The 14,129-nt window shown below is 67.0% G+C and carries 12 protein-coding genes and 1 riboswitch; of the genes, 6 read left to right on the forward strand and 6 right to left on the reverse strand.

The window, feature by feature from the left end:
* Window positions 1-100: 100 nt before the first annotated feature.
* From ACOZHM_RS19575 to metX, 3 genes are read right to left on the reverse strand one after another with little or no spacing between them, the layout of a single operon-like run.
* The gene (locus ACOZHM_RS19575) at window positions 101-1,168 is read right to left on the reverse strand and encodes a homoserine dehydrogenase (RefSeq protein WP_421570985.1); all 1,068 of its coding nucleotides are present in this window, start codon (window positions 1,166-1,168) and stop codon (window positions 101-103) included.
* A complete protein-coding gene (locus ACOZHM_RS19580) occupies window positions 1,165-2,409 on the reverse strand; it encodes an O-succinylhomoserine (thiol)-lyase (protein ID WP_421570986.1) in 1,245 nt (414 codons plus the stop codon). The genes ACOZHM_RS19575 and ACOZHM_RS19580 overlap by 4 nt, the downstream gene beginning before the upstream one ends.
* Window positions 2,406-3,434 carry a homoserine O-succinyltransferase MetX gene (gene metX, locus ACOZHM_RS19585; RefSeq protein ID WP_421570987.1) on the reverse strand — a complete coding sequence of 343 codons (1,029 nt, stop codon included), beginning with the start codon at window positions 3,432-3,434 and terminating at the stop codon, window positions 2,406-2,408. The genes ACOZHM_RS19580 and metX overlap by 4 nt, the downstream gene beginning before the upstream one ends.
* 79 nt (window positions 3,435-3,513) lie before the next feature.
* Window positions 3,514-3,633, reverse strand: a riboswitch (SAM riboswitch).
* Between the two features lie 135 nt (window positions 3,634-3,768).
* Between metX and ACOZHM_RS19590 the strand changes: the two genes are divergently transcribed.
* The 4 genes from ACOZHM_RS19590 (at window position 3,769) to ACOZHM_RS19605 (ending at window position 9,566) form a co-directional block, all read left to right on the forward strand.
* Entirely contained in the window at window positions 3,769-4,659 is an 891-nt protein-coding gene (locus tag ACOZHM_RS19590) for a M23 family metallopeptidase (protein WP_421570988.1), read from the forward strand.
* A gap of 75 nt (window positions 4,660-4,734) precedes the next feature.
* On the forward strand, window positions 4,735-6,339 hold the full coding sequence (locus ACOZHM_RS19595) for a peptide chain release factor 3 (protein ID WP_421570989.1): 1,605 nt from the start codon (window positions 4,735-4,737) through the stop codon (window positions 6,337-6,339).
* A 95-nt stretch (window positions 6,340-6,434) separates the two neighbouring features.
* Window positions 6,435-7,070, forward strand: a complete 636-nt coding sequence (gene trhA, locus ACOZHM_RS19600) for a PAQR family membrane homeostasis protein TrhA (protein WP_421570990.1) — start codon at window positions 6,435-6,437, stop codon at window positions 7,068-7,070.
* 513 nt (window positions 7,071-7,583) lie between these two features.
* A complete protein-coding gene (locus tag ACOZHM_RS19605) occupies window positions 7,584-9,566 on the forward strand; it encodes an AsmA family protein (protein WP_421570991.1) in 1,983 nt (660 codons plus the stop codon).
* Window positions 9,567-9,653: 87 nt separating this feature from the next.
* Here the strand turns inward: ACOZHM_RS19605 and ACOZHM_RS19610 are convergent, their stop codons facing one another.
* Genes ACOZHM_RS19610 through mtgA form a run of 3 tightly spaced genes read right to left on the reverse strand, consistent with a single transcriptional unit; the run spans window position 9,654 to window position 11,853 of the window.
* On the reverse strand, window positions 9,654-10,085 hold the full coding sequence (locus tag ACOZHM_RS19610) for a CBS domain-containing protein (protein ID WP_421570992.1): 432 nt from the start codon (window positions 10,083-10,085) through the stop codon (window positions 9,654-9,656).
* Complete coding sequence (locus ACOZHM_RS19615) at window positions 10,045-11,064, reverse strand: glycosyltransferase family 2 protein (RefSeq protein WP_421570993.1); 1,020 nt, start codon at window positions 11,062-11,064, stop codon at window positions 10,045-10,047. The genes ACOZHM_RS19610 and ACOZHM_RS19615 overlap by 41 nt, the downstream gene beginning before the upstream one ends.
* Before the next feature lie 39 nt (window positions 11,065-11,103).
* Complete coding sequence (gene mtgA, locus ACOZHM_RS19620; RefSeq protein ID WP_421570995.1) at window positions 11,104-11,853, reverse strand: monofunctional biosynthetic peptidoglycan transglycosylase; 750 nt, start codon at window positions 11,851-11,853, stop codon at window positions 11,104-11,106.
* An 84-nt stretch (window positions 11,854-11,937) separates the two neighbouring features.
* Between mtgA and ACOZHM_RS19625 the strand changes: the two genes are divergently transcribed.
* Both ACOZHM_RS19625 and ACOZHM_RS19630 read left to right on the forward strand, forming a co-directional pair.
* A complete protein-coding gene (locus tag ACOZHM_RS19625) occupies window positions 11,938-12,831 on the forward strand; it encodes an Hsp33 family molecular chaperone HslO (RefSeq protein WP_421570997.1) in 894 nt (297 codons plus the stop codon).
* A 152-nt stretch (window positions 12,832-12,983) separates the two neighbouring features.
* The gene (locus ACOZHM_RS19630) at window positions 12,984-13,808 is read left to right on the forward strand and encodes a hypothetical protein (protein ID WP_421571012.1); all 825 of its coding nucleotides are present in this window, start codon (window positions 12,984-12,986) and stop codon (window positions 13,806-13,808) included.
* Window positions 13,809-14,129: the final 321 nt, after the last annotated feature.

The raw sequence follows: 14,129 nt of genomic DNA on the forward strand, positions 1-14,129 counted from the left end.
GAACGCATCGCCATGCGCGCGGAACCTCCCGCCGCAACGGGACGTGATTCAGGCGTGGCTGCTCTTCGTTCGGTACCGCGAAGCCACGCAGGGCGTGGCTCTACGCCTTTGCTATCCGCAACACATCGTCAAGGAGCGCCGCGGCGGTGACGTCGGCGCCTGCGCCCGGTCCCTGGATCAGCAGCGGTTGGGCGCTGTAGCGGTCGCTGTGGATCGCCACGCGGTTGTCGGTCTGGGCGCCACCCGCCAGGGGATGGTCCTGCGCCACGATGCGCAGGCCGACACGGGCGCCATCACGGTCGAAGCCGCCGATGAAGCGCAGGCAGCCATTCTGCGCCTGGGCCTGCTCCCACTGCCGTTGCAGCGGTGCATCCAGCAGCGACAGCTGCTCGATGGCCGCGGCGACCGGCAACGAGGCCAACGCGTCGGGCACCAGCGATGCAACCTGCACCTGCTCGGCGCGCAGCGCAATGCCGCTGGCGCGGGCCAGGATCAGCAGCTTGCGGCGCACGTCTTCGCCGGACAGGTCCACGCGCGGATCCGGTTCGGTGTAACCGGCGTCGGCCGCCTCGCGTACCCACGCCGAGAACCGGCGCTGGCCATCGTAGTGATGGAACAGCCAGGCCAGTGAGCCGGACAGCACGCCCTCCACCCGGTGGATGTGGTCGCCGCCCGCCACCAGCCCGCGCAGGCTGCTCAGCAACGGCAGCCCGGCACCCACGGTGGCACTGTCGCCATATCGCGCGCCGCCGCCATGACCGCTGTCGGCGATGGCCTGCGCGCGCGCCAGCTGCGCGCCCTGCCCCAGCTTGTTGGCGGTCACCACATGCACGCCGCGCGCCAGCCATTGTTCATGCCAGTTGGCTACATCGTCGCTGGCGGTGGCATCCACCACCACATCGCCGCGCTGCAGTCCCTCGGCCTCGGCCCAGGGCTGCACCGCCGGCGCACCGCGCTGGGCGCGGTTGGCCTCGGCCAGTTCCTGTTCGGGCAACTGTTCGCAGGCACGTGCCGTGCGCGAGTTGGCCAGCCAGGAGAACTGCGGCAGCGTGATGCCGCGCGACTGCAGCGCCTGGTAGCGCTGCACGAACGCGGTGCCTACCGTGCCCGTGCCCAGCAGGGCCAGCCGGCGCGGCAGCGCACGCGTGAACGGAACCACCGCGCTCATGCGTCCACCTGTTTGCGCCGCGCCGCCTGCGACTGCAGGTCGATCACCGCCTGCGCGCGCTCCAGCCCGGCCTGCAGGTCGGCCACCAGGTCCTCCAGCGCTTCGATGCCGACCGACAGGCGCAGCAGCCCCTCGCCGATGCCCGCATGCGCGCGCGCCTCGGCGGTCATCGCCGCGTGGGTCATGGTGGCCGGGTGCGCCACCAGGCTCTCCACGCCGCCCAGCGATTCGGCCAGGGTGAAGCAGCGCAGGCCATCGACGAAGGCACGCACGGCCGCGTGCGGATCATCGCCCGGGCAGGAGGCCAGTTCGAACGACAGCATCGCGCCAAAACCACTCTGCTGGCGCGCGGCGATGGCGTGGCCCGGATGCCCGGCAAGGCCCGGGTAGTACACATTCGCCACCGCGTCGCTGGCGGCCAGCAGCTCGACGATGCCGGCGGTATTCTCCTGGTGCACGCGCAGGCGGGCGCCCAGCGTGCGCAGACCGCGCAGGGTCAGGAATGCGTCGAACGGCGAGCCGGTCAGGCCCAGCGCATTGGCCCACCACACCAGCTGCTCATGCAGCGCCGGGTCGCGCGCGATCACCGCACCGCCGACCACGTCGCTGTGGCCGTTGATGTACTTGGTGGTGGAGTGCAGCACCACATCGGCACCGAAGGCGATCGGCTGCTGCAGCGCCGGCGACAGGAAGGTGTTGTCCACCACCACCTTGGCACCGGCCTTGTGCGCGGCGTCGATCACGAAGCGCAGGTCGGTGATGCGCAGCAGCGGATTGGACGGGGTCTCGATCAGCACCAGCGTGGGCGAACCGGCCAGCGCCTCGGCCAGCGAACGCGGGTCGGTCAGGTCGGCGGTGACCAGAGTGAAGTGCCCCTTCTTCGCCAGTGCATTGAACAGGCGCCAGCTGCCGCCGTACGCGTCGTGCGGCACCACCAGCGTATCGCCCGGCTGCAGCAGCGCGTTGAGCACCAGATTGATGGCGCCCATCCCGGTCGAGGTGATGACGCCACCGGCGCCCCCCTCCAGTTCGGCCAGCGCCTCGCCCAGCAGGTCGCGGGTCGGGTTGCCGCTGCGCGTGTAGTCGTACTGGCGCTTGTTGCCGAAGCCGTCGAAGCTGAAGTTCGACGACAGCACGATCGGCGGGGTCACCGCCCCATGCGCGGTATCACGGTCGATGCCGGCACGCACGGCGGCGGTAACACGGCTACAGGACGGCTCGGAACCGGTGGACAGACTCATGCGTTTTCTCCCGGGAGGCGGAATGCGTTGGCGAGGATCGCGTCGATGCGATCGGTTTCTTTCAGGAAGGCGTCGTGGCCGTAAGGCGAGCGCAGTACGCGCAGGCTGCCGTGCCGGCCCAGCCCTTCGACCAGGCCGACCAGGTCGGCCAGCGGCACCAGACGATCGCCTTCAACGGCCACCACCACGGTGGGCACGTCGATGGCGGCCGGGTCGATGCGGTGCAGGTCGATGGATTCGGACAGGCGCAGGTACGCCTCGACCGGGGTACGCGCGACGTACTGCGCGCCCGCCGCGTCCAGGTAGTCTTCGGCGGCCACGCGCACGCGGCCATTCACCACTTCCGGCGCGGCGTCGAAGCGCTCGCCGAACTCTTCCGGGGTGCGGTAGCTGAGCATGGCGAACTGCCGGGCGAGTGCCAGCCCGTGGCTTTCGGCGCACTGCAGTTGGCCCAGCGCGACCGCACGGCGTTGCAGCGCGCGCCAGGCCGCCGCATAGGGATGCGGACGATGCGCGCCGCTGACCGCGACCAGCTTGAGCAGGCGCTGGCGGTGGCGCACCGCGAACTGCTGGCCGACCAGTGCACCGTAGGAGTAGCCGACGAAGCACTGCAGCTGGGCGATGCCCAGGTGGTCCAGCAGGAGCAGCAATGCGTCGGCCTGGTCGGCGGTGTCGATCGGCAGGTCGAGCGAACCGTCGGCACCGATGAAGTCGAAGGCCAGGATGCGCAGCGACGCCGGATCGAGCGTGCGGCCGGCGCCGACCAGGCCCTCCGCCCAGCCCTTCTCGGTGAACTCGCCGTTGGCGGCCACGTGGCGGTGCGCCGAGATGCCACCGGCCAGCACCACCACCGGCGCTTCGGCACGGCCCACCAGCTCGTAGCGCAGCCGTACCGGCCGCAGGCCTCCGTGGCGCATCGACAGGATCGCGGCGATTTCGCCGCGCACGGCGCAGCGCCCGGCATCAACCGGAACGCTCAGCGGGGCGAAGGAGTCGGTGGCAACGGCGGCAGTGGCGAAAGACATGGCGGTATCCCGATAAGGAGAAACGGCCATCGAGCTTTCGCGGAGCTCGCGTTCGAAGCGCACGCACGGTGCACGGTTCGAACCATCTTTCGGAAGACGCCACGGTCTCCGCAGGATTTGGCACCTACGCAGGTCGCTTGCGCGTCTGCGGGCTGCCCCGGCTTCAAAGGGCCTGTCCCTCTGCCGGTCTCGATGGTGGAGCCACGATGCCAGCCTCCCGCGGCCATGTCAATCCTTTCATCGGGATGAAGCGATATAGTTTTTTCTCATCAGCCCACTTTCCTGAACGGATACAGTTGCGTAGAGTCCGCGCACCCTCACGCGAAGATCGACGATGCGCCGCACCCTGCTGCTGTCCCTGCTGCTGTGCCCCCTGGTTTCGCTGGCGTCCGGCGCCCCTGCGGCGCAGGAGTGGCGCTCTGGCTGGGGGCTGGTCCAGCAGGTGGACGGCGCCCCGCAGGGCCCCACCGCCGGCGGCATCGCCTCGGTGAAGCTGGAAGGCGGGGCGAGCCGCTGGCAGGCCCGGGTCGACAACCACCTGGCCGGCCCGGTCCAGATCGCCCTGCGCCAGGAAAGCGGGGCGGCGCTGCTGCCGGGGCTGCCCATGCAGGCGGTGCTGCCCGGATCGGCCAGCGTGGTGGTGGTCCGCCTGCAGTTGCCGCCCGACACCGAACGCCTGAACCTGCTGCTGGACGCGGTGCCGGGCGATCCGGCCGCGCGGCCGCGCGATGTGACGTACGCGCTGCCCTTCGACGCAAAGCGCTTCCAGGTGACCCAGGCGCCGCAGGGGCATTTCAGCCACACCGACCCCGAGAACCGCGATGCGGTGGACTTCGCGCTGCCGGAAGGCACGCCGGTGCTGGCCGCGCGGGCCGGCAAGGTGATGCAGGTGCAGGGCAATTTCAGCGCCAATGGCCGCGACCCGGCGCGCGACCGCGCGCGGGCCAACTTCATCCGGGTGCTGCACGAAGACGGCAGCATGGCCGTCTACGCGCACCTGCAGGCCAATGGGGTGCTGGTGCGCAGCGGGCAGCGGGTCGAGGCCGGGCAGCGCATCGGGGTCTCGGGCAACACCGGTTACAGCACCGCGCCGCACCTGCACTTCGTAGTGCAGGTCAATGTGGGCATGCAGTTGCGCTCGATTCCGGTCCGTATCGTGGCCCCGCAGGGCGAGCTGCACTTCGCGCGTGAAGAGGCCGATCCGGGGCAGGCGGCGTCCCCCTGACCCGCCGACCGCGGCGGCCCGGTATAATCGCCGGCTTATCTCTTTGAAAAGCGCCCCGGGCGGGCGCGTCACGCCATGTCCGAAGTCGCTACCGAAGCTGCGCGCCGCCGCACCTTCGCCATCATTTCCCATCCTGACGCCGGCAAGACCACGCTGACCGAAAAGCTGCTGCTGTTCGGCGGTGCGATCCAGATGGCCGGTTCGGTCAAGGGTCGCAAGGCGGCCCGGCATGCCACGTCCGACTGGATGGCGCTGGAAAAGGAACGCGGCATCTCGGTCACTTCGTCGGTGATGCAGTTCCCGTACGAAGGCAAGATCGTCAACCTGCTCGATACCCCTGGCCACGCCGACTTCGGCGAGGACACCTACCGCGTGCTGACCGCGGTCGACTCGGCGCTGATGGTGATCGACGTCGCCAAGGGCGTGGAAGAGCGCACGATCAAGCTGATGGAGGTGTGCCGCCTGCGCGACACGCCGATCATGACGTTCATCAACAAGCTGGACCGAGAGGGCAAGGAGCCGATCGATCTGCTGGACGAAGTGGAGAGCGTGCTCGGGATCCAGTGCGCGCCGGTAACCTGGCCGATCGGCATGGGCCAGCGCCTGAAGGGCGTGGTGCATCTGATCAGCGGCGAAGTGCACCTGTACGAGCAGGGCCGCAACTTCACCCGTCAGGATTCGACGATCTTCCCCTCGATCGATTCGCCCGGCCTGGCCGAGAAGATCGGCGAGCGCATGCTGGCCGACCTGCGCGACGAGCTGGAACTGGTGCAGGGCGCCAGCCACCCGTTCGACCTCGAGGCGTACCTGGCCGGCAAGCAGACGCCGGTCTTCTTCGGTTCGGGCGTGAACAACTTCGGCGTGCAGCCGCTGCTGGATTTCTTTGTCGAGCACGCACCGTCGCCGCAGGCACGCGCCACCACCGGCCGCGTGATCGCGCCGCAGGAGAACAAGCTGACCGGCTTCGTGTTCAAGATCCAGGCCAACATGGACCCGCAGCATCGCGACCGCGTGGCGTTCATGCGCGTGTGCTCGGGCCGCTTCGTGGCCGGCATGAAGACCTTCCACGTGCGCACGGGCAAGGAGATGAAGCTGGCCAATGCGCTGACGTTCATGGCCAGCGACCGCGAGATCGCGGCCGAGGCCTGGCCGGGCGATGTGATCGGCATCCACAACCACGGCACGATCTCCATCGGCGACACATTCACGGAAGGCGAGGCCGTCAGCTTCACCGGCATTCCGAACTTCGCACCGGAGCTGTTCCGCCGCGCGCGGTTGCGTGACCCACTGAAGCTCAAGCAGCTGCAGAAGGGCCTGGCGCAGCTGTCGGAGGAAGGCGCGACGCAGTTCTTCCGCCCGCTGATGAGCAACGATCTGATCCTGGGCGCGGTCGGCGTGCTGCAGTTCGACGTGGCGGCCTACCGCCTGAAGGACGAATATGGCGTGGAAGCGACGTTCGAGCCGGTCAGCGTAACGACGGCGCGCTGGGTCACCTGCAGCAATGAGAAGAAGCTGGAAGAGTTCCGCGAGAAGAACGCGGGCAACCTCAGCATCGACGCGGCGGGCCAGCTGGTCTACCTGGCCCCGACCCGGGTCAACCTGCAGCTGGCGCAGGAACGCGCGCCGGACGTGCGCTTCGCGGCGACCCGCGAGGCAGCGCACAGCGTGTCGGTGTCCTGACCAGGCACGCTTGAACGATGGCGCGTGCATGCACGTGCCATCGCGGCGATGATAGGGGGGAGCGGGCTCCCCCTCCCCGCGCGACGATCATCGCCATGACCTCTGTTGCTTCCGTACGTGAAGAAATCGCCAGCGCCCTGACCCACGGGCTGGGTGCCGTTGCGGCACTGGCCGGCAGCGCGGTGCTGATCACGCTTGCCGCGATCTACGGCGACGCCTGGCAGCTGGCCAGCGCGATCGTGTTCGGCGTGGCCCTGCTGCTGCTCTACACCGCCTCGACGCTGTACCACGCGATCCAGCACCCGATCGCCAAGGGCCGCCTGAAGGTCTTCGACCATTGCGCGATCTATCTGCTGATCGCCGGCACCTACACCCCATTCACGCTGATCGGGCTGCGCGGCGGCCCCTGGGGCTGGGGCATGTTCACGGCGATCTGGGCACTGGCGCTGTCCGGTGTGATCTTCAAACTGTTCTTCACCGGCCGTTTCAAGCTGCTGTCGACGATCATCTACATCGCGATGGGCTGGATGGTATTGGTAGCGATCAAGCCGATGTGGTCCTCGATCGACGGCTGGACGCTCGGCTGGCTGTTCGCCGGCGGCCTCTCCTACACGCTCGGCACGTATTTCTACCACCGCGAATCCATCCCCTACTCCCACGCGATCTGGCACCTGTTCGTCATCGGCGGCAGCGTCTGTCACTTCGTCGCGGTTACTGCTCAGATTCTTTGAAGCGAATAGCTGGAGCAACAGCAACAGCAACAGCAACAGCAGGCTGCTATTTGCCCACTGTTTAGGGGCGGTGTGGGTGGGCAGCCGGGACACGCCGCAAGTACGTCCCTGTAGGCTCGTTCACGCCATCCATGGCGCTCTACGGTCCCGTCAACCCACCCACACCACCCCTTCGACGCTTGGTCGGTGTGCATAGAAGATCAATAGCGGTCCAAGAGCGTTCAAGAGCGTTCAAGAGCGCAAGCGTGCTCGACCTGCCGCCGAGGAAAATGCTGAGGGGGTGGGCGGGGGTAGCCCATGCCGGGACCGCAGAAAACATGGATGTTTTCTACGAGCCCCCATGGATGGGTTTACGGCGTGTCTCGGCATGGGCTACCCCCGCCCGCCCCAGCACGTAGAAATGAAAAGCTAACGCTTTGGCTTTGGCTTTGGCTTTGGCTTTTGGCGCAACACTGACACCATCCTTACCAATGCTTCGCGTTACGTGCACGATGAACGGGCAAGGATGGGCGGGTGAATACCGTTCCCGCGCCTGCGCCTGATACGCCCTCCTCCCGCTCCCGTTGGCGCTTGCGCCGCCCTGGCAAGCGGGGGCAACGCTGGTTGGCGGTGCTGGTGTTCCTGTTTGCGCTGGCGCTGGTGGTCATCGCGCTGTGGGATTGGAACTGGTTCAAGGGACCGGTTGAACGCGCCGTGCAGGCCAAGACCGGGCGCGAATTCCATATTGGCGGCAACCTGGATGTCGATCTTGGGCGCACCCTGACCGTGCGCGCCGATGGGCTGACCTTTGCCAACGCCGAATGGTCCAAAAAGCCGCGCATGGCCAGTGCCGACCGGGCCGAAATTGATCTGCGCGCCTGGCCGCTGCTGCGGGGAGATATCCAGATTCCCGAAATCCGCCTGACCCGCCCGGACCTGCTGCTCGAAACCGCGCCCGGCAAAGGTCAGCCCGGCAACTGGGACTTTTTGGGGCCCAGCGACGGCAACCCGCCCGTGCTGCGGCGCCTGCTGGTCGAGGACGGCAGACTGCAATTCCTGGATGCTGCCGGCAAGACCGACATTCTTGTCGCCCTCAACAGTGGCAAGCCCCGCAATGCGGACAGTGCCCCGCCGCTGCTGGTCAACGGCAAGGGCCGTTGGCAGGGCAATCCGTTCACCTTGAACGGCAATACCGAATCCCCGCTGGAATTGACCAACAGTGATCATCCGTTCCGCATCCACCTGGACGGCCGCGCCGGCAATACCCACGCCATTGCCAGCGGCACGCTCACCAATCCGTTCGCATTGCGCACCTTCGACCTCGACCTTGCCCTGAGCGGCCAGGACATGGAAGACCTGTATCCGCTGATTGGACTGGCCATTCCGTCCACCCCGCCGTATCGGCTCAAGGGTCGACTCAAGCGCAACAACGACATCTGGCGCTACGAGAACTTTACCGGCGTGGCCGGCGACAGCGATCTGGGCGGCACCGCGCAGATCGAAGTTGGCAGGGAGCGTCCCCTGCTCAAGGCCGACCTCGTGTCCAAGCGCCTGGACTTCGATGATCTTGCCGGCTTCATCGGCGCGCCGCCGAAGACCGGTGCCGGCGAATCGGCCAATGCCGAACAGAAGGCCAAGGCGGCCGCGCTCGCGGTGAAGACCCGCGTGCTGCCCGATACGCCCTACGATCTCGGCAAGCTGCGCGCCATGGACGCCGACGTGCGCTGGAAGGCGCAGCGGATCAATTCGCCGGTGCTGCCGCTGGATGACATGGATGCGCACCTGAAGCTGGACGACGGGCTGCTGCGCCTCGATCCGTTGAACTTCGGCGTTGCCGGCGGCGATATCCGCAGCACCATACGCATGGATGCGCGCAAGCCGACCATCGCCACCCAACTCAATGCCAGCATCCGCAAAGTGCAGCTGGGCAAGCTGTTCCCCGACGCCAAGCTCGCCGAGCAGGCCTCCGGTGGCATCAGCGGCGAGATCAAATTAAGCGGCACCGGCAACTCCGTGGCGGCAATGCTCGGCAGCTCCGACGGCAGTGTCGCCGTCGGTATCGGTCGCGGCCATGTCGGCAACCTGGTCATGGAGCTGGCCGGCCTCGACGTGGCCGAATCGCTGAAATTCCTGTTTACCGGCGACAAGCAGATTCCGCTGCGCTGCGCGTGGGGTGATTTCAACGTGGCCAGCGGTGTGATGACCTCGCAGCAGTTGGCGTTCGACACCACCGATACGCTGATCCTGGGCGAAGGCACGGTGGACCTGAAGCAGGAAAAACTCGACCTGCTGCTGCGCCCACGGCCGAAGGACATCAGCATCCTGGCGTTGCGCTCGCCGCTGCGCATCGGCGGCACGTTCAAGGACCCGTCGTTCCGCCCCGACTTCAAGGCACTGGGCATTCGGGGTGCCATCGCAATCACCCTGGGCAGTATCGCCCCGCCGGCCGCCCTGCTGGCGACCATCGAAACCGGCCCCGGCAAGGATTCGAACTGCGGCGGGCGATACGCGAAATAACGCAGGCAGCCGGGCAGAGCCCGGCGCTACGTCATGCGATACAACCGGGCAGATGCGATTCAGCCGGGCAGAGCCCGGCTCTACCCGTCAGCCGGCGACGATGTACTGCTGCAGCTGATCCAGCGTCTTGGCCTGCTCGTCGATCACCGACTTGACCAGATCACCGATCGAGATCACCCCGATCACGCCACCGCCGTCCACCACCGGCAGATGCCGGATGCGGTAGTCGGTCACCAATTGCAGGCAGTGTTCCACCTGCTCGCCCGGTGCCACCGTGACGACCTTGGCGGTCATGATGTCGCTGACCAGCGTCGTTCGCGAGGAGCGGTCGTGCAGCACGATCTTGCGTGCGTAATCGCGCTCGGACAGGATGCCGACCAGGTGCCGGCCTTCCATCACCAGCACCGCGCCAATGCCCTTCTCGGCCATCAACCGGATCGCGTCGATCACCGCCGACTCCGGGGTTACCGCGAAAACCTCAGGGGACTTGCCTTCCAACAGCTGTCGTACCGTGGTCATCTCGCTGCTCTCCACCGATGGGATGCAAGGCCGAGTCTGCCACGAACGGCGCCTGCCAGGTGTCAACCAGGTACAGCGGGCGCTGCTTCGATTCCTCGTACAGCCGCCCCAGGTATTCCCCGATCAGACCCAGTGCAATCAACTGCACGCCCCCCAGGAACAGGATCACCGCCATCATCGTCGGATAGCCGGCCACCCGGTCGCCGTACAGCGCCGCCTTCACGATCACCCACACACCAAAGACGAACGCGACGCTGGCCGTGGCCAGGCCAAGGTAGGTGGCCGCACGCAGTGGCACCGTGGAGAAGCTGGTAATGCCCTCCAGCGCGAAATTCCACAGCTTCCACAGCCCGAACTTGCTGTCGCCCACCATCCGCGCGTGGCGGTGGTACGGCAGCGCCTTGCGCCTGAAGCCGACCCAGCCGAACAGCCCCTTCATGAACCGGTGGCGTTCACGCAGCTGACCCAGCGCCTGCAGCGCGCGTGGCGAGAGCAGGCGGAAATCGCCGGTGTCGGCGGGAATGGGCGTTCTCGACAGTCGTCCGATCACCCGGTAAAACGCCGCGGCGGTGCTGCGCTTGAACCAGCCTTCGCCATCGCGCACCAGGCGCGTGCCGTACACGTTGTCGTAGCCCTGCTGCCACAACGCCACGAATTCCGGAATCAACTCCGGCGGGTCCTGGCCGTCGGCATCGAGGATCATCACCGCACCGTCGTCGACCCTGTCCAGGCCTGCGGTCAGCGCGGCCTCCTTGCCAAAATTGCGCGACAGCCGCAGCGCGCCCACGCGCGAATCGATCGCAGCCAGGTCCTGCATCACCTGCCAGGTGGCATCGGTGCTGCCGTCATCCACATAGACGATGCGTCCCTCGATACCGTCCAGGCCATCCAGCACCGCGCACAGCCGGGGCTGCAGCATGGGCAGCGCCAGGGCTTCGTTGTGGGCGGCAATGACCACGGTAAGGCGTTGGGCAGACATGGGCCGAGTGTACCGTTGTGTCGTCAGCTGCATGAATCGTCAGTCGTCGGCCAGGTACGCGCCGCCGCCCAGCTGGCGGGCCTGCCGCTGGATCCAGTTGGCGCGACGCTGCACGTACGGCCCCGGGTTTGCCGCGTTGTAACGGCGCGGCGCGGGCAACACCGCTGCCAGGCGGGCGCTTTCGGCCGGGCTCAGGCGTGCGGCGTCCTTGTGCCAGAACTGCTGCGACGCCGCCTGCGCACCGTAGATGCCGTCGCCGAATTCGGCGATGTTGGCGTACATCTCCAGGATCCGCGATTTCGGCCACAGCGCTTCGATCAGCACCGTGTACCAGACCTCCAGGCCCTTGCGGATCCAGCTGCGGCCCTGCCAGAGGAACAGGTTCTTGGCCACCTGCTGGCTGATCGTGCTGGCCCCACGCAGGCGCCCGCCGCGCGCGTTGTGGTCGCGCGCCTTCTCGATCGCCTGCAGGTCGAACCCGTTGTGCTCGGGGAAGCGCTGGTCTTCGGCGGCCACCAGCGAGATCGGCAGGCTGGGCGCCATCTGGTCCAGGTCGCGCCACTGGTAGTGCAGCCGGTAGCTCCAGTCGCCCTGGCCCAGCGCCTCGCCATAGCGCCACAGCATGACTGTGGACAGCGGCGGGTCGATCACACGCAGCGCGGCCACCTGCAGCACACTGCCCACCACGAACAGCACGGGCAGCCAGAGCAGGTGCTTCCAGCGCCAGCGGCGCGGGCGTGAGGGTTCCAGACCCGGATCGGCCTTGTGGTTGCTGCGCTCTGCCCCCATTACTCGTGCACCCTATGCTTGCATGGTTGTCGGCGCATTATCCGGCAACACGCCCCCATTTATATAAGCGCAGCCACCGACCCGATGACCGCCCAGACCGACTCCCTCGTCCGTTTCCTGCTTCCTGATGCCGGCGTCCGCGGCGTGCATGTGCACCTCGACGCCACCTGGCAGGAAATCCTCTCCCACGCCAGCTACCCGCCGGCCGCCGCCGAACTGCTGGGCCAGGCGAGTGTCGCCTCGGCGCTGTTCACCGGCCACACCAAGGTGGACGGTCGGCTGTCGATCCAGCTGCGCAGTGCCACCGCCCTGCGCACCCTGTTCGCCGAATGCACCGCCGCCGGCACCCTGCGCGGCATCGTGCAGCTGTCCGATGACGGCGACGTCCCGCGGGACCTGACCCAACTGGGCGACGACGCGCTGCTGGCCATCAGCATCGAGAACCCGGGCCTGGACCCGCGCGAGCCGCAGCGCTACCAGAGCCTGGTCGGGCTGGGTGCCGCCAGCCTGGACGAGGCCTTCGAAGACTACTTCCGCCAGTCCGAGCAGCTGCCGACCCGCCTGCTGCTGGCCGCCGATGGCACCCGTGCGGCCGGCCTGCTGCTGCAGAAGCTGCCCGGTGACGAGGGTGATGTGGACGGCTGGTCCCGCGCCAGCGCCCTGTTCGAGACCCTGGGCAAGCAGGAACTGCTCGACGTGGACGCCGACACCCTGCTGCTTCGCCTGTTCCATGAGGAGGAGCCGCAGCTGCTGGGTGCGCGCCCGCTGCGCTTTGCCTGCTCCTGCTCACGCGAGCGGGTGGAGGGCATGCTGCAGTCGCTGGGCCAGGAAGAAGCCCGGGCCGCCGCCGAGCCCACGGGCGCGGTCGAAATCCGTTGCGAATTCTGCGGACAGGAGTATCACTTTCCGTTGACGGAATTCGACATACTGTTCAGCGACGAGGTAGTTGCCTTGCCGTCACCTGAACGGCTTCAGTAATCGCCGCACGAGTTTTGTTCTGGGGAGAACCAAGACTTGTTAAGAAATCATAAACACCCTAGGATCAGTGTCCCGCTTCGGCGGGAACTTGTGCTCATCACCGCTGTCTGAGAGTTCCCATGCGTGCCCTTCTGCGTCTACCGCTTGCCCTGATGATCGCCCTCGCCGCGATCCCGGGCGCGTATGCGCAATCCAAGGCGCGCCAGGACAGCACGGTGATCCCGGTGTGGAACAAGGGCAGCGGCAAGGTCGAGGCCCTGCTCTACCTGGAACCCACCGGTGAGCAGGCCGCCGGCGCGCGCTGGCACTTCGGGCGCAGCTCGCTGGACGCGGCCTTCGGGCTGTCGTCGGGGGATTCGCTGGGCCTGCTGTGCAACAGCAGCCGCGGCACCAGCATCAGCGGATTGGCCAGCCACTGCATGCTGGCCAGCCTGGGCGACGATGACGACAACACCCTGAGCCGTCGGGTGACCGGCACCGCCGCGTTCAACCGGCCTGGCGGCCGCGTCGGCTTCACCGTCGGCACCGGCAAGGACACGCTTCCGGCCTGGCTGGCCGGCCCGAACAAGTCGCCGGCGCTGCGCGCCGAACAGAATGACCTGACCGTCTTCGGCCAGAAGAACATTGGCCGTGAGGGCTTCGTGTCGATCGGTGGCACCTACGCCAAGGCGCGCCTGGTGCCCCTGTCCGACATGTCCCCTGCGCTGGTGGACCGCTGGGACAGCAAGAACCTCACCCTGGGTGCCGGCTATGGCAACTTCAGCGGCAACATCATCGGCCGCGTGGTCGATGTGCCCGGCCAGCCCGGCAAGTGGGAAGGCCTGGGCGTCGGCCTGACCTGGCGCACCCCCTGGAGCGGCCAGCTCACGGTCGGCGCGGAGAATGTGATCACCCGCGGCAAGAATCCTTTCGCCCCCCGCAACGAGAGCACCGACGAGGGCACCGTGCCCTATGTCCGCTACGAACAAGATCTCTGACCGGCCGCCCACGGGCGCTGACAGACAGACACAAAGCGCGCCCCGGGCGCGCTTTTTTTATGGCTCTCCGTCTGCTTTCGCCCCCCGAGCACGCCAACCTGATACACAGCGTGACAAATCAACTGCAACTATTTTGCTAACATTTTTTTAACATTCGGGGCGGAAAGACGTTTTTGCCCATCCAAGTGCCTTGATCCACAAGGACTTTGCCGAATTTCACATGGATCACAGACATCATTAACGCTACTTTAATTCTTTCGAACTGGCAGTTACTATCGAGTCAGCCTCGTGGTCTTTGGTGCTCTCTATTGGCACCGCCCC

Origin of the sequence: Stenotrophomonas sp. PD6 (assembly GCF_049199305.1) — a bacterium.
Lineage (GTDB): Bacteria > Pseudomonadota > Gammaproteobacteria > Xanthomonadales > Xanthomonadaceae > Stenotrophomonas.